The sequence below is a fragment of the Stenotrophomonas maltophilia genome, from assembly GCF_013464915.1.
Taxonomy (GTDB): Bacteria; Pseudomonadota; Gammaproteobacteria; order Xanthomonadales; family Xanthomonadaceae; genus Stenotrophomonas; species Stenotrophomonas maltophilia_AT.
Genome location: NZ_RAVT01000041.1, coordinates 38,611 through 58,963, shown reverse-complemented (window position 1 = coordinate 58,963; position 20,353 = coordinate 38,611). Strand labels below are relative to the sequence as shown.

Here is a 20,353-nt window from a genome sequence, read left to right as displayed (position 1 = left end):
ACAATAGGCCCCCCTCACGTCCTGCCGTACCGCCATGACCGACCTCGCCCCGCAGACCCCGATTGAAACCCTGCTGAAGGCGGCGATGGACGGGGCCGTGCCGATCCGCGCCTTCATGGAGGCCTTCGTCGCCTCCGAGGTGGTGCTGCTGACCGGCAGCCTGGTCACCCCCGACGGCAGCGGCTTCGACCCGCTGCTGTTCGACAAGCAGGGCACCCTGCACGTGGCCGTGTTCACCGATCCGTCGCGGGTGGGCATCTACAGCCAGCAGGCCGAACACCAGATCCGCTGGCTGATGCTGGACGTGCTGTGTCGCGTGCCGGGTGGCTATGGCGTGGTGATCAACCCGGGTACTTCGCTGGGCTTCGAGATCTCGCCCAGCGGTGTGGGCGAGATCCTCAAGGACTTCGCGCAGGTGTAGAGCCGAGCCCATGTTCGGCTGCTTTCCTTCGGGCGTCGTATGTGATCCTCTTGGTCAACAACGGAACTGAGGCTTTGCCATGGAATTCAAAGTGCTCGCCGCCGACGCGCCGGAACGCCTGCAGCTGGCCCAGTGGTACCACGCGGAATGGGGCCAGGACGCCGGCCTGACACTGGAACAGGAACTGCAGCGGCTCAATCCGCCGCAGGATGCCGAAGGTTTCCCGCACCTGATCGCCGGCTTCGATGGAGGCCAGTTGGTCGGCGCCGTGCAGCTCAAGCGCAGGGAGATGCAGGCATTCCCGCAGTATGAGCACTGGCTGGGTAGCGTGTTCGTGGCTGACAGCCATCGGGGCCGCGGACTGGCCAGTGGACTGGTCGAGCAGGCAGCGGCGCAGGCGGTGCGGATGGGGGTTTACGATCTCTACCTGCAGACCGAGGCCCTGGACGGTGGGCTGTATGCGCGGCTGGGATGGAAGCCGCTGCAGGAAGCCGACAACCGCAGCTATCGCGTGCTGGTGATGGTGCGCAGGTTGGCCGCATGAGCGCATCCACGGCACGTCATTCCCGCTCGGCACTGATTTTCCTGATCGCGGCCATCGTTGCGGCCCTGGTGTCCATGCCGCTGCTGCGCGCGGTGGGCATGGTGCAGTGGCCGGTGTTCGTCATTGCCTGGCTGATCAACCTGGGCGCGGCCTGGCATCTGGCACAGTGGGCACGTCAGCAGGGCCGTGCAGCGTGGGCATTCGGGTTGCCAGCGGCGCTGGGCACCGTCGCCTCGATCGTGGTCTATGTGCTGCTGGCGTTGCTGGGGCCGAAGGCCGCGGCGCCGCCCGGCGGCTGACGCCCTCATGCAGGGAGCCAGCCGCCGGGCGTGTCCCGGCGTTAACCGGGGGGCGAGCCATGTGTTGGCAGGTCGCGTGTCAGGTGAACGGCCCCGTCAAGCGCATTGCGCCGCGCATCCGACTGCTCGACATATCTCAGCAGATCCTGCTGCAGTACCCGACGGCTGAGGGCTCTCAGGCGCTCGAGTTCTGTCTCCGACCTGCCCGGTGATCTGGCGGAAAGGTGCAGGCTGTTGGCGATGTTCAGAGAGATTCTGCGGCGAAGGTCGGCCTCGTCCCTTGGCTGTCCCTGTTCGTCGAAAAGAAGGTGGATCGACATCGCAAGCTCATTGCTGTACTGCTGCCGCAGGCTGGGAAACGTCTGGATTACGTAGAGCCCTCCCAGTAGGGAGGAGATCATGGCGATCAGGATATGTGTTCCCAGCAGAAGCCACTTCTTCATCTAGTGGAACCCCTTGGATGAGGAATCATGTCTGTGGGCCCGCCTCGTGTTCGAGGTTGTTCCGTAGCTCCACATTGCGGGCGCGGCGATCCGCCTTGCATCAGCGGTCTGCTCGCGAAGCGCAAGGATTCTGGATCAACGTGATGTCAGGAGATGGGAAGCGGGCGCGCGAGCCGGAGTGCGACAGGAGGCATCGTTGCTGATGCGGTTGTGGCTGGGACAGGCGTCAGGGGAGTGTCTTCAGGCAGAGGGGGCCGGGCATGGCTCGGCACTACAGATGGACTGCGCACGGTGCCAGCGATCAGTCGGGGGAGTGAGCTGAAGCAGAACCTTCAGCCATGGATCATCGCGACCACATGGCATTCCCATACACGCAGTCGATGGTGGTGCCGGCCGCATCCGCGCATCGGCCTCCGTGCGCATCCGCCGTTGGTCATGGGGAGCGCCTGCCGTTGCGGGTTGGGAGGGGCGGTGGAGGCCACCGCCCGCTCCCGCAGCTGCGTCAGTCGCTGTTGACCGGCAGCTGCCAGCACACCACTGGGCCGTCTTCGGCGTCGATGCGCTGACTGGTGACCATGAAGCCGTTGCGGCGCAGTACTGCCTGCGAGCGTGCATTGCCCGCAGCCGTTTCAGCGGTGAGACAGCACACGCGCGCATCGTGCCGCGCCCAGGTCACCAGTTCGGCCAGTGCACGGCCCGCCAGGCCCCGCCCCTGATGTGCCGGGGCGATGCCATAGCCGATATCCAGCACGCCCTGCTCCGGCGGGCGGGTCAATGAGAACAGCCCGACTGGCCGGCCGGTATCCACGACCTGCCAGGCAGCGGGCGCGAACACCGCTTCGATGCGCTCGGCCAGGTCGGCCAGCATCGTCAGTACGGGCAGCGGTGCGATGGCATCGTCCGCGGAGCAGGGGCGTGACAACAGTGCGCGCAGATCAAGCGCGGAAGCAGGTGAAAGCATGGGAACCTCGACAGGTGGAAGTGCCCGAAGCGGGCGTGACCGGTACGAGGAGGGGCGCGGGCGTCGATCGTGACGCAGCATGCCTTTCGCCGCCGTTACCGGTGCGGGAAGTGGATGCTGACGGAGGACAAAGGCCTTCTCCCGGGTGGGGCATGCGATGCCGGGGCGCGCCCGGCGGATGGGGGCAGCATAGCCGACGCTGCGGCCTCAGCGCAGCGACGATTCCCGCACCACCAGCTTCACCGGGATGCTCTGGCTGTCCACCGGCTGTCGGCCGATCAGCGCCAGCAGGCGCTCCACCAACAGCTGCCCGGCCTGCTTGGTGTCCTGCTGTACGGTCGTCAGCGCAGGGGACACCGAGGCCGCCAGCGGGATGTCGTCGAAACCGGTCACCGCCACGTCCTGCGGCACCCGCAGGCCGGCTTCGCGCAGGGCGCGGATCGCACCGATGGCGATCAGGTCGCTGGCCGCACAGATCGCATCGAGCGGTTCGCCATGCGCCAGCAGCAGCTGGCAGGCCTCCTGGCCGGAGGCCTCGGTGGTGATCGCATCGTGCTGCAGTGCCGCTTCCGCAGCCAGCCCATGTTCCTGCAAGGCCGCGACGTGGCCGCGGTAGCGCTCCTGGAATTCGGGATAGTGGCTGGAAGCATGGCCGAGGAAGGCGATGCGGCGGCAGCCCTGCTGCAGCAGGTGGGTGGTGATGTCGTGCCCGCCCTGGAAGTTGTCGCTGCCGATCGAGACGCCGGGCTGGCCGGGCAGGGCGGCGCCCCAGCGCACGAAATGCGTGCCCTGTTCGACCAGCCGTTGCAGGCGGTCGCGTGATTCGTGGTAGTCGCCGTAGCCGAGCAGGATGATGCCGTCGGCCTTGTTGCTGTCCTCGTAATCGGCCTGCCAGTCGGTGGACAGCTGCTGGAACGAGACCAGCAGGTCCTGCCCGTGCAGGGCGCAGGCGCGGGTGATCGAGCCCAGCATCGAGTGGAAGAACGGGTTGATCAGCGAATCGTCGTTGGTCGGGTCTTCGAAGAACAGCAGGGCCAGCGTGCCGGCGTTGCGCAGGCGCAGGCTGGAGGCGTTCTTGTCGACCTTGTAGTTCAGCTCGCGGGCGATGCGCAGGATGCGCTCGCGGGTCTCGGCATTGACCATCGGGCTGCCGCGCAGGGCCCGCGACACGGTCGGCTGGGAGACCCCGGCCAGGTGGGCGATGTCCAGGGAGGTGGCTTTGCCTTTGATCGTCATGGGAACGCGGAAGCGGGCAGGCGGAAGATGCCTGGGCATGATGCCATGCGGTGGCTGCCGGCAGTCCCGGCCAACGCCGCTTGTGGTCAAGGTCGCGGGTGTGCGACGGTCAGTGCCACAGCCTGATGGAGCCAAGCGGTGTCCTTTCGCCTGTACCCGGATGTTCCGGATGATTTCGAGGCGCGGATCCGTATCCTCGCGCCGGAGGAGGGCGGGCGACGCAGCCCGGCCCGGAACGGTATCCGCTGGGACTTCGCCTACGCCGATGACGCCGGGGTGCCAGAGCTGTTCATGATCTGGCCCGACTTCCGGCACGCTGAGGGCGACAGCTGGGCGACCGAGCTGCCGCTGCCGGTGGGAGAGTCCCTTTTGGCCGGCCTGACCGTGGTCAATGAGGTGCTGAGGGCGGGGCTGCACCGGGAGCGTATCCGGCCGGGCGTGCGCTTCCACTGCCATGAAGGGCCCAAGGTGGTGGCGGTGGGGGAGGTTACGCGGGTCACCGGCCTGCTGCTGGATCGCCCCCTGCTTCGTTGAGGCCGGTTCCGACCCGGATCGGCCGGATTCCCGACGGGCCGGGGGCGAAGGGAATGGTAAGATGCCTCGTTCCGATATCCCCCATTCGCAACCGTGGGAGGTCCAGCGTATCGGCACCCCGTCGGGTGTGCTATCACTGGTCCAGCCCCGGACAACGGAAGAATCCATCTATGGCGCGCGGCATCAACAAAGTCATCCTGGTCGGCAATCTCGGCAACGACCCGGACGTGAAGTACACCCAGAGCGGCATGGCGATCACCCGCATCAGCCTGGCCACCACCAGCGTCCGCAAGGACAAGGATGGCAACCAGCAGGAGCGCACCGAATGGCACCGTGTGGTGTTCTTCGGCAAGCTCGGCGAGATCGCGGGCGAGTACCTGCGCAAGGGCAGCTCGGTCTACGTCGAAGGCAGCCTGCGTTACGACAAGTACACCGGCCAGGACGGCGTGGAGAAGTACTCCACCGATATCGTCGCCGATGAAATGCAGATGCTGGGCGGCCGCGGTGAAGGCGGCGGTGGCGGTGGTGGTGGCAGCTACGGCGTCGATCGCCCGCAGCGCCAGCAGGCCCCGCGCCAGGAATACGGCGGCGGTGGCGGCGGCCAGCGTGGTGGCCAGGGCGGAGGCTATGGCAACCAGGGCGGCAACCAGGGCGGCGGTTACGGCAACCAGGGTGGCAACCAGCGCCCGCAGCCGCAGCAGGCGCCGCCGATGGACGACTTCGCTGACGACGATATTCCGTTCTGATCGAACGTCCGTTCGCAGCAGAAAAGAAAGCCCCGCGCATGCGGGGCTTTTCTTTTTGCGCGATGACATCAGCGTTGTGCCGCGCAGCATCGATTTTCGTGCACCGCGACTTGCAAACAGACAAATTCCTCCCCTATGGTGCAATCGATTGCATTGCGGTGAATCGTTGCGTTTGATACCGGTTGGGAGGCCGGCAGGTGGATGTCCATCCATTCGATCAGACCGGCTCCGGCGACGGGCCTCACGCGGCGCGATGCGTTGCGCATGGCGGTTGCTGGAGGCGTAGCTCTGGGTACTGCGGGAGCGCTGCCTGCATTCGCCTCCACCGCGCCACTCAAGGGCACCCTGAAGCACGCGGTCGCCCGCTGGACCTTCCCGCAGCTGTCGGTCGCCCAGCTCTGCGCGACGGTGAAGAACATTGGCTTTGCCGCGATCGACCTGGTCGGCCCGGAAGACTGGCCCACGCTGAAGGCGCATGGCGTGTACAGCTCGATGTGCAACGGCGCGGAGCTGGGCCTGACCAAGGGATTTGCCGGCCGCGGGTTCCACGATGAACTGGTGGCGCGCTACACGCGGCACATCGATCTGGTCGCCGATGCCGGCTACCGCAACCTGATCTGTTTCTCGGGCAACCGCAACGGCATGGACCCGCAGGAAGGCATGGCCAATGCCGAGGCCGGTCTCAAGCGCATCCTCGGGCACGCAGAGAAGCGTGGCGTTGTGCTGGTGATGGAGCTGTTGAACTCCAGGGTCGATCATCGCGACTACCTGTGCGATCACTCTGCCTGGGGCGTGGAGCTGTGCCAGCGGCTGGGCTCGGACAACTTCGGCCTGCTCTACGACATCTACCACATGCAGATCATGGAGGGCGACATCATCGCCACCATCGGCAGGCATCACGCGTTCTTCAAGCACTACCACACCGCGGGCGTGCCCGGCCGGCACGAGATCGGTGACCAGCAGGAACTCAACTATCCGGCCATCTGTCGCGCGATCCGCGACACCGGCTTCGAAGGGTATCTGGCGCAGGAATTCATGCCTGCGGCGCCCGATCCCGTTGGCTCATTGCGCGAGGCGATCGGCCTCTGCGACGTCTGAAACGATATCCACCCAGGTGAGAAACCCATGGCAGATAATCACTACGACGCCATTGTTGTTGGCTCGGGAATCAGTGGCGGTTGGGCGGCGAAGGAGCTGACCGGGAAGGGCCTGAAGGTCCTGATGCTGGAACGCGGCCGCAACATCGAGCACGTCAAGGACTACGTCAACGCGATGAAGGAGGCGTGGGATTTTCCGCACCGCAACCGCCCAACGCAGGCGATGAAGGCCGAGTTCCCGGTGCTGATGCGCGACTACGGGCTGGCCGAGAACCTGGAAGGCATGTGGGCCAATGAGCAGGAATCGCCCTACATCGAAACCAAGCGCTTCGACTGGTTCCGCGGTTACCACGTAGGGGGGCGCTCGCTGCTGTGGGGACGGCAGAGCTATCGCTTCTCCGACCTGGATTTCGAGGCGAACCTCAAGGACGGTATCGCCACTGACTGGCCGATCCGCTACGCCGACATCGCGCCGTGGTACGACTACGTGGAAAAGTTCGCCGGCATCGCCGGCACGCGCGAAGGACTGGACGTGTTGCCGGATGGTGAGTTCCTGCCGCCGATCCCGTTGAACATCGTCGAGAAGGATGTGGCCGCGCGAATAAAGAAGGCCTTTGGCGGCACCCGGCACATGATCCACTCGCGCACCGCCAACATCACCAAGCCGATGCCCGAGCAGGGGCGCGTCAACTGCCAGTACCGCAACAAGTGCATCCTGGGCTGCCCCTTCGGTGCCTATTTCTCGACCCAGGCGGCGACGCTGCCGGCGGCGATGAAGACCGGCAACCTGACCTTGCGGCCGTTCTCGATCGTCAAGGAAGTGCTCTACGACAAGGACCGCAAGCGCGCGCGGGGCGTGGAAGTCATCGATGCCGAAACCGGCCAGACCTACCAGTACACGGCCAAGGTGATCTTCCTCAACGCATCGTCCTTCAACTCGACGTGGCTGCTGATGAACTCGGCCACCGACGTCTGGGACGGGGGGCTGGGTTCCTCGTCCGGCGAGCTCGGGCACAACGTGATGGACCATCACTTCGGCGCGGGTGCCTCGGGCCGGGTCGAGGGCTATGAGGACAAGTACTACTTCGGCCGCCGTCCCTGCGGTTTCTATGTCCCGCGGTTCCGCAACGTCGCTGCCGACAAGCGCGCTTACCTGCGCGGGTTCGGCTACCAGGGCGGTGCCAGCCGCACCGGATGGTCGCGCGAGATCGCCGAACTGAACATCGGCGCCGACCTGAAGGAGGCACTGACCGTGCCTGGTGACTGGCGGATCGGCATGACCGGGTTCGGCGAGATGCTGCCGCACCACGACAACACCATCCGCCTGGACCGCGACCGCAAGGACAAGTGGGGGTTGCCGGTGCTGGCGATGGACGTTGCCATGCGCGCCAACGAACTGGCCATGCGCAAGGACATGGCCGCCGACGCGGCCGAGATGCTGGAAGCGGCCGGCGTCAAGGACGTGAAGATGCACGACAACGATTACGCCCCGGGCAAGGGCATCCACGAAATGGGGACCGCGCGCATGGGACGTGATCGGAAGAGTTCGGTGCTGAACCAGCACAACCAGGTCTGGGATGCACCCAACGTCTATGTGACCGACGGGGCCTGTATGACCTCCAGCGCCTGCGTGAATCCTTCGCTGACCTACATGGCGCTGACCGCGCGCGCGGCCGACCATGCGGTGCGCGAACTGAAAGCGGGGAACCTGTGATGGATCGTCGCGAACTGTTGAAGATGATCGTGGCCGCCACCGGTGCGGCAATGGTCGGGCTGCCGGCGCTGGTGCATGGCAAGGTGCCGGCTGCCGGGGCGATGCCCGCGTTTTCCGATGCCGATATCGGCACGCTGGACGAGATCGCCGAGACCATCCTGCCGCGGACAAGGACACCCGGGGCGAAGGACGCGGGCGCCGGTGCGTTCATGGCGACGTTCGTCAGCGACTGCTACACCGCCCGGCAGCAGACGACATTCCGCGCCGGGCTGGTCGACATCGACAAGCGCGCGGGTGGCCGGTTCGCATCGCTCACGCCGGAAGCCCGCACCGAACTGCTGCGTGCTCTGGATGCGGAGGCCAAGGCACGCAAGGCCGATGTGACCGAGACCGGCACGCCTGAAGAGGGCGAGGCGATGCCGCATTACTTCACGATGCTCAAGCAACTGGCCATCTTCGGCTTCTTTACCTCCAAAGTCGGTGCGACCGGAGTACTGCAGTACGTTGCCGTGCCAGGGCGCTATGACGGCGACCTTGCCTACGTCCCCGGAACGCCCGCGTGGGGGACCAGCTGATGGAGCGCAACAGGATGATCAAGCCTCTGCTGATTGCGGCGACCATGCTGGTTGCTGCACCTGCCTTCGCGCAGGAAAGTGCCGGCGCTGCGCGTGACCCGAAGAAGACCGAGGTGTGGACGCCGGTGCCCGCAGTCGTGGCCACGCCGCCGGGCAGGGCGCCGTCCGATGCGATCGTGCTGTTCGATGGCAAGGATGTCTCCGCGTGGGAGTCGGAGCAGGGCGGACGCGTGCCGTGGAAGGTTGCCGATGGCGCCATGACCGTCGTGCCCGGCAGCAAGGGCATTCGCACCAGGCAGCGCTTCTGCGACGTCCAGTTGCATGTCGAGTGGCGCACGCCCACCGACACGAAGGGCTTCGACGGCCAGAACCGCGGCAACAGCGGCATCTTCCTGCAGGAGCTGTATGAGCTGCAGGTGCTCGACAGCTACAACAACCCGACCTATGCCAACGGCCAGGCGGGCTCCATCTACAAGCAGGCCATGCCGTTGGTGAACGCCTCGCGCGCACCGGGGCAGTGGCAGGCCTACGACATCCTCTGGAAGGGGCCGCGCTTCTCGCCGGGTGGCGGGCTTGTGTCGCCCGCGCGCATCACGGTCCTGCACAACGGCGTGCTGGTGCAGGACGACACGGTGCTGGCGGGCAAGACCGAGTACATCGGTGCACCGTCTTACTCACCCCACGCCTGCGCACCGATCTACCTGCAGGAGCATGACTCCAAGGTCAGCTACCGCAACATCTGGGTGCGCGAGCTGTAGTGGCACACGGCCGGCGTGATCGCCGGCCGCCTACTTCGCCAGGTAGCTGGCGATGTCATCGATCTCCTGCTGTGACAGCTGGGAGAAGGGCGGCATCAACCCGCCGCCCTTGCTGATCTTTTCCTTGATCTGCGCAGGTGCCATGCGCTTGCCGATATCGGTGAGCGCCGGGAATGCGCCCGGCATTCCCGCACGATCGGCGCCGTGGCAGGCCACGCAGTTCGCGGTGTAGAGCTTTGCACCGGCGGCCGGATCATCCTTGCACCATGCTGCCGTCGCAACGCTCATGCAGCCCAGGGCCACCGCCATTGCCAGGATCATTTTCATGTGGGGCTCCTTGATGCGTCAGCGCCGTGCACGGGCGGGCACGTTGGCGGGCAGGTGTTCACGCAGGTAGTCCGCGCCGGTCTGGATCACCTTGGCCGGATCGCGCGGTTCGTCGTGTTCGAGGATGTACCAGTGCACGCCGGCGGCGGCTGCGGCCGGCAGGATCGCGTTCCAGTCCAGCACGCCCTGGCCGACGGCGGCGAATCCACCCTCGTCCTGGGCCTGGCCCTTGGGCGCATTGTCCTTGGCGTGCACCGCGAACAGGCGGCCGCGGAACTTGCCCAGCATCACGGCCGGGTCGTGTCCGGAGCGTGCCACCCAGGCCAGGTCCAGCTCGGTCTGCAGGTCCGGTCCGGCAGCAGCGAACAGCAGTTCCAGGCCGGTCCTTCCGTTGAAGTCGACCAGCTCGAAGTCGTGGTTGTGGTAGGCCAGGCGCATGCCCTTGGCGCGCACCTGTCTGGAAAGCCGGCCCAGCTCCTGGCCCAGTGCGGTCCAGCCTGCGGCATCGGTGGGCCGGTCCTTCGCGTCCAGGTAGGGCACCACCAGCGTGGTGTTGCCGATCGATCGGTTGAAGGCCACCACGCCGTCCAGGTCTCTGCGCAGCTCGGCCAGCGCAACGTGCGAGGAGATTGCCCTGATCGAATACCTGTCCAGCAACTGCTTGAGTTCGCTGGCGCTGACGCCCTGGGTACCCACCGTTTCCACCGCCTGCACGCCCGCGTCGTGAACGATCTTCAACTGCTGGTCGAGCGAGCCGGCATTGCGCAGCGAGTACATCTGCACTGCGATGGGCTTCTGCGCGGTGAGGGCTTCGCCGGCGAAGGCGGGCAGTGCAGCGAGCAGCAGGAGTGCGAGGGCTGCGGTTCTGCGGACAGGGGTCTTCATCAGGCGTTCCTCCCGGGATTCAATCGATGGTGGTCCAGGCACGCGTCCTGGCCGATGCGATGACGCGGTCGACGATCCGCGCCGAGCGCACGCCATCGTCGAAGGTAGGCAGGCCCTCGGGGCGCTCGCCTTCGATGGCGCGATAGGTGTCGGCGATGAACGCCTCGAAGCACTGGCCGTAGCCCTGCGCGTGCCCGGCCGGCAGCACCGACAGCCGCCGTTGTTCGGCACTGCCTGCACCAGGACCGCGCACGAAGATCTCCTCGCGCTGGTCGGGTCTTCCGATCCACAGCCGCTCGGCATCCTCCTGGTTGAAGGCCACGCTGGCCCTGGCACCGTCGATCTCGAACCAGAGGCGATTGTGGCGTCCAGCCGAGACCTGGCTGACCGTCAACGACGCCAGCGTGCCGGCGCCGGTCCTGAACATCGCTGCGGCGACGTCTTCGCTGGTGACCGCCTGCATCGCGCCGCCGGCCGTGGGCGTACTGAAGCTCTGGCCGGTGATGGCGCCGCGTTCGGCGATCACCGTATCGAACGCCGCGCTGACCTCGGCGAAGCGCTCGCCGCTGACCCATTCCACCAGGTCGCACCAGTGCGAGCCGATGTCGGCGAACACGCGGGACGTACCGCCCAGTGCCGGGTCCACGCGCCAGTTGTTGCTTTCTGGATCCAGCAGCCAGTCCTGCAGGTAGCTGCCGTGGATCAGGTGCAGCGGCCCCAGCTCGCCGTGTGCGATGCGTGCGCGCGCCTCGCGCACCACCGGGTGGTAGCGGTAGACGAAGGGTACCGTGGCCACAAGGCCGCGCGAGGCCGCCAGCGCAGCCAACGCCTGTGCATCTTCCAGCGAGGTGGCCAGTGGCTTCTCGCAGATCACGTGCTTGCCGGCTTCCAGTGCGGCCTGTGCCATCGGCCGGTGCAGATGATTGGGCGTGCAGATATGCACGAGCTGCACCTGCGGATCGGCAATCACTTCCCCGATGTCCTGGTAGGCGCGCGGAACATTCCACGACTGCGCAACTTCGTGCGCGCGCTGCGGGGACGACGCGACCACTCCGCGCACGTCGGCACCTGCCAGCAAGGCGGCGCGATGATGCACCGCACCGATCATGCCGGCGCCGACGATGGCGATTCCAAGCTTGGGCATCGGTGGGATCCTCAGGGTGCGGAAGGCGCGGTGGCAACGGCTGGCCGGTCGCGGAACAGCAGCAGGAATGCGATCAGCACCACCATCGCGACACCGGCCGGGAACAGCCAGATCTGCTGCCAGTCCGGTCCCGCCGCCGTGGTGAAGTGCTCCACCACCGCGCCGGACAGGTAGGTGCCGATCAGCATGCCCACGCCATACGTTGCCAGGGTGATGAAGCCCTGTGCACTGCTGCGCGCGGCCGGGCCGGCGTGCGCGTCGGTGTAGATCTGGCCGGTGACGAAGAAGAAGTCGTAGCAGATGCCGTGCAGCACGATGCCGATCACCAGCAGCGAGAAGCCGCTGCCGGCATCACCGAAGGCGAACAGGGCATAGCGCAGCACCCAGGCCGCCATGCCGACCGCCAGCATGGTCTTCACCCCCAGCCGCACGAACAGGAACGGCATCGCCAGCATCAGCAGCACTTCGGACACCTGGCCCAGCGACTGCAGGCCCGCAGCGCCGCGTACGCCCAGGTCGTTGAGATAGGGGTTGGTGAAGTTGTAGTAGAACGCCAGCGGAATGCAGATGGCGATGGAGGCCAGGAAGAACACCAGGTACGAACGCGACTTCAGCAGTCGCAGCGAATCCAGCCCGAGGATCTGCCCGAGCCCGGCGTCGCGCTGCTGCGCCAGCGGCGGCGTGTGCGGCAGGGTGAACGCGTACAGCCCCAGCGCCAGCGAGGCCACTGCCGCCATCTGGAAGGTGAGTTCGAGCCGATGCGCCTGTTCCCAACCCAGCCAGCCGATCAGCACACCGGCCACGATCCAGCCGACGCTGCCGGCCACGCGCACCAGCGGGAACTGCTTCTCAGGCGATTGCATGTGCCGCATCGCCACGCTATTGGCCAGCGCCAGCGTCGGCATGAACAGCAGCATGTAGCCCATCACGCAGGCGGAGAACGTGCTGAAGCTGTTCGCCGTGGAGGCCATCCAGAGCAGCACTGCGCCGGCCAGGTGCAGCACCGCAAGGATGCGCTGCGCGGCGAAGTAGCGATCGGCAATCAGGCCAACCAGGAAGGGCGCAAGGATGGCGCCGATGGACTGGCTGAGGAAGGCCGTCGCCACCTGGCTGGCGCTGGCCTGCAGCGGGCCTTGCACCAGGTAGGTGCCCAGGGTCACGAACCACGCTCCCCAGATGAAGAACTGCAGAAACATCATCGCGCCCAAGCGCGACATGGCGTGCGTCATGGCTTGCCCTCCCGGGGCGGTATCGGCTCAGATTCCCAGCATGCGGTGCAGTGACGCGGCGTCGGTGCCGCTGTCGGCGAAATCGTCGAAAGCGCGTTCGGTCACGCGGATGATGTGGTCGCCGATGAAGGCGGCACCCTCGCGTGCGCCGTCCTCGGGGTGCTTCAGGCAGCACTCCCACTCCAGTACCGCCCAGCCGGGGAAGTCGTACTGGGCGAACTTCGAGAAGATCGACGTGAAGTCGATCTGGCCGTCGCCGAGTGAACGGAACCGGCCCGGGCGATCGATCCAGTCCTGGTAGCCGCCATACACGCCGCTGCGGGCACTGGCGCGGTACTCCGCGTCCTTGACGTGGAAGATGCCGATGCGCGCGTGGTAGCGGTCGATGAAACCCAGGTAGTCCATCTGCTGCAGCAGCAGGTGGCTGGGGTCGTACAGGATCTTCGCGCGAGGGTGGTGATCGACCACGTCGAGGAAGCGTTCGAAAGTCGCGCCGTCGTGCAGGTCCTCGCCGGGGTGGATTTCGAAGCACAGGTCCACGCCGCAGGCGTCGAAGGCATCGAGAATCGGTCGCCAGCGCCGGCCGAGTTCGGCGAAGGCCTCTTCCACCAGGCCTGGCGGGCGCTGCGGCCAGGGATAGAAGTACGGCCAGGCCAGTGCGCCGGAGAACGTGGCGTGTGCGGTCAGTCCCAGCCGCTGGCTGGCCTGGGCTGCCAGCAGCAGCTGCTCCACCGCCCAGGCCTGGCGCGCGGCCGGGTCGCCGCGCTTTTCCGGCGGCGCGAAACCGTCGAACAGGCTGTCATAGGCGGGATGGACGGCGACCAGCTGCCCCTGCAGGTGGGTGGACAGTTCGGTGATCTGCACGCCGTGCCCGGCCAGCATACCGGCCACGTCATCGCAGTACGCCTGGCTGCGCGCTGCCTCGGCCAGGTCGAACAGGTGGGGCGCGCTGGTCGGCACTTGTACGCCAGAATAGCCCAGGCCCGCGGCCCATCCGGCCAGCGTGTCCAGCCGATCAAAAGGAGCTGTGTCGCCGATGAACTGCGCCAGGAACAGCGCTGGACCCTTGAGCGTCTTCAACGTGATTCGCCCTCGATGCAATCGATTGCATTATCCTAGCAGGGGCTTACGCAGGACCTGTTGTGCAGTGCACAGCGGGCAGGAGAACTAACGCCATGGCCACCATCTACGACATTGCAAAGCACGTCGGCGTTTCTGCCGGCACCGTGTCACGCGCACTTTCGCGGCCCGACAAGGTGCTGCCGGCCACGCGCGCGCGCATCGAGCAGGCCGCCGCCGCGTTGGGCTACGTGCCCAACACGGTCGCCCGCACGCTCAAGACCCAGCGCAGCGGCAAGATCCTGGTCACCGTTCCGGACATCGCCAATCCCTTCTTCGCGCAGATCCTGCAGGGGGCGGAAGACGCCGCGCAGGGCGTCGGCTATGCGGTGCTGCTGGGCGATACCCAGGACCAACCCGACCGCGAGGAGCGCTACGCGCAGATGCTCCGGCGCAACGAGGCCGATGGCATGATCGTGCTCGGCCATCGCCTGCCACCGACGGCGCGCGAGATTGTCCAGCAGAGGGGGGCTGCCGCGCCGGTGGTCAACGGATGCGAGTTCGACCCCGCGCTGGGCCTGCCCAGTGTGCACATCGACAATGCCGCCGCCGCACGCGCCGTCATGGAGCACTTGTACGCATTGGGCCATGAACGGATCGCCGTGGTCGGCGGGCCGCCGGACAATCCCCTGCACCAGCAACGCCTGGAGGGGGTGCGCGCCGCCGGCAAGGCACGCGGCCGCCTGCGCCAGCTGAGCGTGGTACCGGGCGATTTCTCGGTGGAATCCGGGCATGCCGCGGCCGTGGCGCTGCTGGCCGATGCGTCGGCGCCGACCGCAGTCTTCTGCTTCAGCGACCAGATGGCGCTGGGTGCGCTGGCGGCCTGCCGCGATCTGGGCATCCGCGTACCGGACGAGCTGTCCATCGTCGGTTTCGATGACCTGGCGTCTTCGCGCTACCTCACGCCGCCGCTGACGACCATCCGGCAGCCGATGCGGGAAATCGGCGAGCGTGCGGTCAGCCTGCTGCTTGCCATCATCGAACAGGTGGATGTGCCGCTTCAGCAGACGCTGGATTTCAGCCTGATGGTGCGCGGGTCCACGGCTGCGCCCGGGTCCAGGCAAGGGCAGGGACGCTGCAGGTTCGAGTCGTTGATCCCGAATTGACGTAAAGCTGTCAGACTCACGACAGGCAGCCCGGCAAGGGCCGGGGTGGATCGTGCGATCGCGCAAGGGGGTCGGCAATGCCGTTCTTGACTGACTCGACGGAGGTCGCGGTCGAAGGCGTCGGCGCGGCACGGCGCATCGGCTGGATGCGCTTCGTGGGCAATGGCCTGGGCGCGATCCCCATCGCCTCGATCATGCTGGAGCGCCAGGATGGCGCGTTGCCCTGGGTCCTGTTGCTGCTCAATGCGCTTGCGTGGCCGGCGCTGGCGCTGATGCTGACCCAACGCTCGCGCAAGCCGGCTGCGGTCCAGTTCCGTTGCATGGTGGCCGATTCCTTGTTCGGCGGCGGCTGGATCGCGTTCATGGCCCTGAGCGCCGTACCCAGTGCACTGTTCGCCGCACTGCTGGTGGCCGACAAGATCGCGGCCGGCGGCGTGCGCCTGGCGATGCGGGCCACGCTGGCACTGGTGGTGGGCTTCGCGCTCACCTGGTGGACGCTCGGGTTTCCTTACCAACCCGTGTCGTCGCAACGCACGATCGTGCTCAGCGTGCCGTTCCTGTTCGTCTACGGCATCGGGCTCAGCATCCTCAGCTGGCAGCTGGCGCGTCGGGTGAAGTCGCAGAACCGCCAGCTGCAGCGTCTGAGCCGGATGGATCCGCTGGTCGAGCTGGCCAATCGAGGCTTCCTGATCCTGCGTGCGCAGCAGGCGCTGGACAAGGCGCAGGGGCAGGGCGGCTTTGCCTGCCTGTTGATGCTCGATGTGGATGATTTCAAGCACATCAACGATTCGCACGGGCACCGCGCCGGTGATGAAGTACTGCGGCACATCGCCTCGACCCTGCGTGCCTTCGCCCGGCCCGGTGATACACCGGCGCGCCTGGGCGGCGATGAGTTTGTCGTGCTGCTGCACGACTGTGCGCCGGTGGACGCAATGCATGTGGCCGAGCGGGTTCGCCTGCACCTGCTCGAAGCGGCGCGGCAGGCGACCCCGGGCGTTGAATTCAGCGTGAGCATCGGCATTGCCGCCACGCCGCGTGGCGGCAGCGTGGAGGATTGGCTGGCCTTGGCCGACCGTGCGCTTTACCACGCCAAGCGGCAGGGCAAGAACACCGCCAGTTATGGCGAGTGAGGGTGACGTGTCGAGGCCGCAGGCCTCTGCACGCTCTGCCAGATTGCCGTTCATCCTGCGCGCGGAATCGTCGCCGCCAATCCTCTACCATGGGCCACCCCGCCCGGACGTGCCCCCATGCAAGATGCCCTCGTTGCCCAGTCCAAGCCCCCTGTTCCGAGGATCGCGGCCTGGCTGATGATGCTGCTGGGCATGTGGCTGGCGCTGAAGCTCGGCCTGGTGGTGACCCTGCTGTCGGGCCTGCTGGTGTTCCAGCTGACCCATGTGCTGGCGTCCACCGTGGAAGGCAAGCTGCCACCGGGACGGGCGCGGGCGATTGCGGTCATCGTGCTGTCCGCGGTCATCATCAGCGCGCTGGTGCTGGCTGGCATCGGTGTGGCGTCGTTCTTCCGCACCGAGACCGGTGGCCCGGATGCGCTGCTGGGGCATCTGATGGACATCCTCAACAGCTCGCGGCACCAGGTGCCGGCGCTGCTGCAGCCCTACATTCCCGAGGACATGCCGGCGTTGCGCGCGGCACTGAACGACTGGGCCGCCGAACACCAGCGACAGCTCGGGGTGGCCGGGACCTCGGCGGTGCAGATCGGCGTGCGGGTGCTGATCGGCATGGTGCTGGGCGCGATGATCGCGCTGTATGACGAACTGCCGCTGCCGCAGATGGGGCCGCTGGCGCAGGAGCTGATCGGCCGCACCAGCCGCTTGGCCACCGCGTTCCGCCAGGTGGTGTTCGCGCAGGTGAAGATCTCGCTGCTCAACACGGTGTTCACCGCCATCTTCCTGCTGGGCGTGCTGCCGCTGTTCGGCGTGCACCTGCCGTTGTCCAAGACCCTGGTGCTGATCACCTTCATCGCCGGCCTGCTGCCGGTGGTGGGCAACATCATCTCCAACACCATCATCACCATCGTCGCGCTTTCGGTCTCGTTCTATGTGGCCGTGGCCGCACTGTTGTACCTGATCGTGATCCACAAGCTGGAATACTTCCTCAACGCACGCATCGTCGGTGGCGAGATCCAGGCCCGTGCCTGGGAGCTGCTGCTGGCCATGCTGGTGATGGAGGCGGCATTCGGCCTGCCCGGCCTGGTGGCGGCGCCGGTGTTCTATGCCTACGTAAAGCGCGAGCTGGTCGATCAGCGCTGGATCTAGTTCGGCGGGATGTGACGCATTCGCCCTAAGCAGGTGCTTGGTGAGACCTTGCCGGCGCGTTCGCGGTGGCTGCGGTATACCCATGGTCACGGTTCGCGCGGCACTGGCTTGGCGCTGCCGGGACTGGCGGCTAAAGTGATCCGCACTTCAGGGGAAATTTGCATGGCCGGCAAGGCATCGCCCATCGGATTGCGGACCTGGGTCTGGATCCTGGGCGGGTTGTTCGTGGTCTGTACGCTGCCGTTGATGGCCATCGCGCTGGTCCAGGGCACACTGCGCTACAGCGCTGCAGAGGACAACCTGGTCAGCCTGCGCCAGCTGCGCCAGACCTTCGACCTGGCCAACCTGGTCTCGGCCGAACGCGGCCCGGCCAACAGCATGCTCGGTGCCGACCCGGGCGATGCCAAGGAGCATGCGCGGCTTGCGCTGCAGCTGGCCGTGGTGCGCAGGCGTGTAGACACCGCGCTGCAGCAACTGGATGCCGTGTTCACGGCCGATCCGGGCGTGGTGGATGAGCATGGGATGCTGGCGGAAGCGCAACGTCGCCTGCAGTCGGCACGCGCGGGTGTTGACCGGGTGGCAGCGCAGCCGCGCGACGCACGACGCGTTGAAGACGTGGAGCGCGCGATCAGCGGCATGTTTGCCGTGGTCGATCGCCTGCACCTGCTGACCTCGGCGCAGATCAATGTGCTGGTCAGCGCCGATCGCGAAGCGGCGATTCCGGCGATGCAGGGCCAGGTGCTGATCGACCTGCGCGAACACGGTGGCCGCCTCGCCTCGAACGTGATGGCACCGGTTGCGGTTCCCGGGGCGTGGCGTGACGAGCAGGTGCGGGCCGCACTGCAGACGGAGGGACGCCTGCTGGAGCTGTGGCGCTTGGCGGGCAGCCATGAGTCGGTGTTCCGGAGTGACCCGGCGCTGTCCTGGCACTGGGACATGGCGCGCCGCCAGTTCTTCGGCGAATCGCTGCCGATGATCGAGCAGCTGATCGAAGACGGTCGCCGCGGCCTGCCGCCGCCGTGGACCGCCGCCGAGTTCACCCAGCGCTACGTGCCGACCCTGCAGTCGCTGGAGGCATTGCGCGACGGCTACCTGAGCGTGTCCATCGCCCGTTTCGAACGTACCCGCAACCGTGAAGCGACGCGCCTGGTCGTGCTGGTGGCGACGGTGCTGGGTACCCTGCTGGTGCTGGGCGTGGCCCTGCGCATTGCCCATCGGCAGATCCTGCGGCCGCTGCTGCAGGCGCAGAAGCAGGTCATCCAGATCGCCTCGGAGGCGCCGGGGCCAGAGCAGCATGTCACTCACCCGCTGGCCGAAATGCAACGCCTGTTCGATGCGATCGAAGTCCTGCGCGAGAAGTCGCGCGAGCGCTCTGCGCTGACCAGCGAACTGCGCCAGCTGGCAGGTACCGATGAATTGACCGGGCTGTTGAACCGGCGCGCGCTGGAAGAAAAGGTGCAGCAGCGCCATGCCGAAGGAGGCGCCGGCGCGGTGGTGATCCTGCTGGACGTGGATCGGTTCAAAGCGATCAACGACGGCCACGGTCACGATGCCGGTGACGAAGTGCTGGTGCAGGTGGCGCAGTTGCTGCAACGGCACCTGCGCCGCAGCGACAGCATCGCCCGCTATGGTGGTGAAGAGTTCCTGGTGCTGTTGGCCGACGGTGATCTGGCCGGTGGCCGTCAGTTGGCCGAGTCCCTGCGCGTGGCCCTGCACCAGATGGACATCGTGCTGGCCGATGGTGGTGTGCTGCAGGTCACCGCCAGCTTTGGCGTGGCCGAAGGCGGAACCGATGCGCTGGGCTGGCGCAGCCTGTTGCGCGCCGCCGACGCGGCCATGTACCAGGCCAAGGCCCAGGGCCGCGACCGGGTAAGGGTGGCGGGCGGCGGTCGCATCGCGCGTTGACCGGCGGCATTCATCACCGGCGCACGTCGCGCCGCCTAGACTGGCGGTCCCGATTCCTGCAGGAGCCCGACATGATCATGCGTCCCATCGCCTTTGCTGCGGCCGGCGTGCTGGCCGGCCTGCTTGCGGGATGTACCACGCCCGCGCAGCCCATGGCCGACGAGCCACGCCATCCCTCCATCGCTGCCGACCTGAGCCCGGTGCCGGCCTTCACCGGTGGCGGCGCTGGTTGGAGCATCGAGATCGCCTCGACGGGCAAGGGCAACCACGATGCCAGCCTCAATGCCGATGGCGGTACCTGGAAGGGCGTGCTGCGCTATCGCGGCCAACCGGCCGATGCGCCCAGCTCGCTGATCGTGCTCAATGGCGAGCTTGGCAAACAGCCGGCCATCGTCGAAATCAAGCGTGAATCGTGCCGCAATGCCGAGGGTGTGGACACCCTGGCCAGCGTGCAGGTGACGATGGAGGGGCAGCCGCAACGTCGTGGCTGCGGCCATCTGGCCGTGTACTGAGTCCCTGCCCGGCATGCTCGAGATTCCTACCCTGCACACCGTACGCCTGAAGCTGCGCCCGCAGCAGCTGGATGACTTCAGCGTCTATGCGGCGTTCCTTGCATCGCCGCGCGCGCAGGGCATGGGTGGTCCGTTCGGTGAAGTCGCGGCGTGGGGCCAGTTCTGCCACGACCTGGCCAGCTGGCACCTGTTCGGCCACGGCGCGCTGATGATCGAACGCATCGATACCGGTGCCTGCATCGGCCAGGTCGGGATCAACCACGGCCCGCTGTTCCCGGAAAAGGAGCTGGGCTGGTTGCTGTACGACGGCCATGAAGGGCAGGGCTTCGCGACTGAAGCCGCCGGTGCGCTGCGTGATTGGGCCTTCGTGGTGCCGCAGCTGCCGACGCTGGTCAGCTACATGGCGCCGGACAACCTGGCATCGCAGGCCGTCGCACGGCGTCTGGGCGGCGTGCTGGATGAAAAGGCCGCGCGCAGCGACGCGGATGATCTGGTGTACCGCTACAGCGCAGGGTAGTGCCGGCC

Annotated in this window: 24 protein-coding genes; 15 read left to right on the top strand and 9 right to left on the bottom strand. The window is 66.7% G+C overall.

Annotated elements, in window-relative coordinates:
- Positions 1-34: 34 nt before the first annotated feature.
- The 3 genes from D7T59_RS14485 (at position 35) to D7T59_RS14475 (ending at position 1,264) form a co-directional block, all read left to right on the top strand.
- Positions 35-421 (top strand): SseB family protein, encoded by a 387-nt coding sequence (locus D7T59_RS14485; RefSeq protein WP_180852306.1) that lies wholly within the window; start codon positions 35-37, stop codon positions 419-421.
- A gap of 79 nt (positions 422-500) precedes the next feature.
- Entirely contained in the window at positions 501-965 is a 465-nt protein-coding gene (locus D7T59_RS14480; RefSeq protein WP_180852307.1) for a GNAT family N-acetyltransferase, read from the top strand.
- Positions 962-1,264, top strand: coding sequence for a hypothetical protein (locus tag D7T59_RS14475; RefSeq protein WP_180852308.1), 303 nt, complete (start codon positions 962-964; stop codon positions 1,262-1,264). The genes D7T59_RS14480 and D7T59_RS14475 overlap by 4 nt, the downstream gene beginning before the upstream one ends.
- Before the next feature lie 41 nt (positions 1,265-1,305).
- Here the strand turns inward: D7T59_RS14475 and D7T59_RS14470 are convergent, their stop codons facing one another.
- From D7T59_RS14470 to D7T59_RS14460, 3 genes are all read right to left on the bottom strand, one after another.
- Entirely contained in the window at positions 1,306-1,707 is a 402-nt protein-coding gene (locus tag D7T59_RS14470; RefSeq protein ID WP_164137285.1) for a hypothetical protein, read from the bottom strand.
- A 502-nt stretch (positions 1,708-2,209) separates the two neighbouring features.
- Positions 2,210-2,668: a GNAT family N-acetyltransferase gene (locus tag D7T59_RS14465; RefSeq protein ID WP_180852309.1), complete on the bottom strand. Its 459-nt coding sequence runs from the start codon at positions 2,666-2,668 to the stop codon at positions 2,210-2,212.
- Between the two features lie 207 nt (positions 2,669-2,875).
- Complete coding sequence (locus D7T59_RS14460; RefSeq protein WP_180852310.1) at positions 2,876-3,904, bottom strand: LacI family DNA-binding transcriptional regulator; 1,029 nt, start codon at positions 3,902-3,904, stop codon at positions 2,876-2,878.
- A 138-nt stretch (positions 3,905-4,042) separates the two neighbouring features.
- On the opposite strand from D7T59_RS14460, the gene D7T59_RS14455 reads away from it, so the two are divergent.
- Entirely contained in the window at positions 4,043-4,438 is a 396-nt protein-coding gene (locus D7T59_RS14455) for a hypothetical protein (protein WP_180852311.1), read from the top strand.
- 170 nt (positions 4,439-4,608) lie between these two features.
- Positions 4,609-5,184 carry a single-stranded DNA-binding protein gene (locus tag D7T59_RS14450; RefSeq protein ID WP_180852312.1) on the top strand — a complete coding sequence of 192 codons (576 nt, stop codon included), beginning with the start codon at positions 4,609-4,611 and terminating at the stop codon, positions 5,182-5,184.
- A 68-nt stretch (positions 5,185-5,252) separates the two neighbouring features.
- Here the strand turns inward: D7T59_RS14450 and D7T59_RS14445 are convergent, their stop codons facing one another.
- Positions 5,253-5,450, bottom strand: coding sequence for a hypothetical protein (locus D7T59_RS14445; RefSeq protein WP_180863254.1), 198 nt, complete (start codon positions 5,448-5,450; stop codon positions 5,253-5,255).
- On the opposite strand from D7T59_RS14445, the gene D7T59_RS14440 reads away from it, so the two are divergent.
- The 4 genes from D7T59_RS14440 to D7T59_RS14425 are packed head-to-tail and all read left to right on the top strand — an operon-like array spanning position 5,386 to position 9,328.
- Positions 5,386-6,282 (top strand): hydroxypyruvate isomerase family protein, encoded by an 897-nt coding sequence (locus tag D7T59_RS14440; RefSeq protein WP_164137289.1) that lies wholly within the window; start codon positions 5,386-5,388, stop codon positions 6,280-6,282. The two genes, D7T59_RS14445 and D7T59_RS14440, sit on opposite strands and share 65 nt — an antisense overlap.
- Before the next feature lie 27 nt (positions 6,283-6,309).
- The gene (locus tag D7T59_RS14435) at positions 6,310-7,995 is read left to right on the top strand and encodes a GMC oxidoreductase (protein WP_180852313.1); all 1,686 of its coding nucleotides are present in this window, start codon (positions 6,310-6,312) and stop codon (positions 7,993-7,995) included.
- Positions 7,995-8,570: a gluconate 2-dehydrogenase subunit 3 family protein gene (locus D7T59_RS14430; protein WP_180852314.1), complete on the top strand. Its 576-nt coding sequence runs from the start codon at positions 7,995-7,997 to the stop codon at positions 8,568-8,570. The genes D7T59_RS14435 and D7T59_RS14430 overlap by 1 nt, the downstream gene beginning before the upstream one ends.
- A 14-nt stretch (positions 8,571-8,584) precedes the next feature.
- Positions 8,585-9,328: a 3-keto-disaccharide hydrolase gene (locus D7T59_RS14425; RefSeq protein WP_258013090.1), complete on the top strand. Its 744-nt coding sequence runs from the start codon at positions 8,585-8,587 to the stop codon at positions 9,326-9,328.
- Between the two features lie 30 nt (positions 9,329-9,358).
- Here the strand turns inward: D7T59_RS14425 and D7T59_RS14420 are convergent, their stop codons facing one another.
- From D7T59_RS14420 to D7T59_RS14400, 5 genes are read right to left on the bottom strand one after another with little or no spacing between them, the layout of a single operon-like run.
- Positions 9,359-9,655: a c-type cytochrome gene (locus tag D7T59_RS14420; protein ID WP_180852315.1), complete on the bottom strand. Its 297-nt coding sequence runs from the start codon at positions 9,653-9,655 to the stop codon at positions 9,359-9,361.
- An 18-nt stretch (positions 9,656-9,673) separates the two neighbouring features.
- Positions 9,674-10,540, bottom strand: a complete 867-nt coding sequence (locus D7T59_RS14415; RefSeq protein ID WP_180852316.1) for a sugar phosphate isomerase/epimerase family protein — start codon at positions 10,538-10,540, stop codon at positions 9,674-9,676.
- 19 nt (positions 10,541-10,559) lie between these two features.
- Positions 10,560-11,684, bottom strand: a complete 1,125-nt coding sequence (locus D7T59_RS14410; protein ID WP_180852317.1) for a Gfo/Idh/MocA family protein — start codon at positions 11,682-11,684, stop codon at positions 10,560-10,562.
- Positions 11,685-11,695: 11 nt separating this feature from the next.
- The gene (locus tag D7T59_RS14405) at positions 11,696-12,913 is read right to left on the bottom strand and encodes a nucleoside permease (RefSeq protein ID WP_180852318.1); all 1,218 of its coding nucleotides are present in this window, start codon (positions 12,911-12,913) and stop codon (positions 11,696-11,698) included.
- 27 nt (positions 12,914-12,940) lie between these two features.
- Positions 12,941-13,993, bottom strand: a complete 1,053-nt coding sequence (locus D7T59_RS14400) for a sugar phosphate isomerase/epimerase family protein (protein WP_180852319.1) — start codon at positions 13,991-13,993, stop codon at positions 12,941-12,943.
- A gap of 95 nt (positions 13,994-14,088) precedes the next feature.
- Between D7T59_RS14400 and D7T59_RS14395 the strand changes: the two genes are divergently transcribed.
- The 6 genes from D7T59_RS14395 (at position 14,089) to D7T59_RS14370 (ending at position 20,345) form a co-directional block, all read left to right on the top strand.
- Positions 14,089-15,138 (top strand): LacI family DNA-binding transcriptional regulator, encoded by a 1,050-nt coding sequence (locus D7T59_RS14395; protein WP_180852320.1) that lies wholly within the window; start codon positions 14,089-14,091, stop codon positions 15,136-15,138.
- A gap of 77 nt (positions 15,139-15,215) precedes the next feature.
- Complete coding sequence (locus D7T59_RS14390) at positions 15,216-16,268, top strand: sensor domain-containing diguanylate cyclase (protein WP_164137298.1); 1,053 nt, start codon at positions 15,216-15,218, stop codon at positions 16,266-16,268.
- A gap of 117 nt (positions 16,269-16,385) precedes the next feature.
- Positions 16,386-17,411 carry an AI-2E family transporter gene (locus tag D7T59_RS14385; RefSeq protein ID WP_164137299.1) on the top strand — a complete coding sequence of 342 codons (1,026 nt, stop codon included), beginning with the start codon at positions 16,386-16,388 and terminating at the stop codon, positions 17,409-17,411.
- Between the two features lie 162 nt (positions 17,412-17,573).
- Positions 17,574-19,316 carry a GGDEF domain-containing protein gene (locus D7T59_RS14380; protein ID WP_180852321.1) on the top strand — a complete coding sequence of 581 codons (1,743 nt, stop codon included), beginning with the start codon at positions 17,574-17,576 and terminating at the stop codon, positions 19,314-19,316.
- Positions 19,317-19,387: 71 nt separating this feature from the next.
- Positions 19,388-19,828, top strand: a complete 441-nt coding sequence (locus D7T59_RS14375; protein ID WP_180852322.1) for a hypothetical protein — start codon at positions 19,388-19,390, stop codon at positions 19,826-19,828.
- A 13-nt stretch (positions 19,829-19,841) separates the two neighbouring features.
- Entirely contained in the window at positions 19,842-20,345 is a 504-nt protein-coding gene (locus tag D7T59_RS14370) for a GNAT family N-acetyltransferase (RefSeq protein ID WP_164137302.1), read from the top strand.
- Positions 20,346-20,353: the final 8 nt, after the last annotated feature.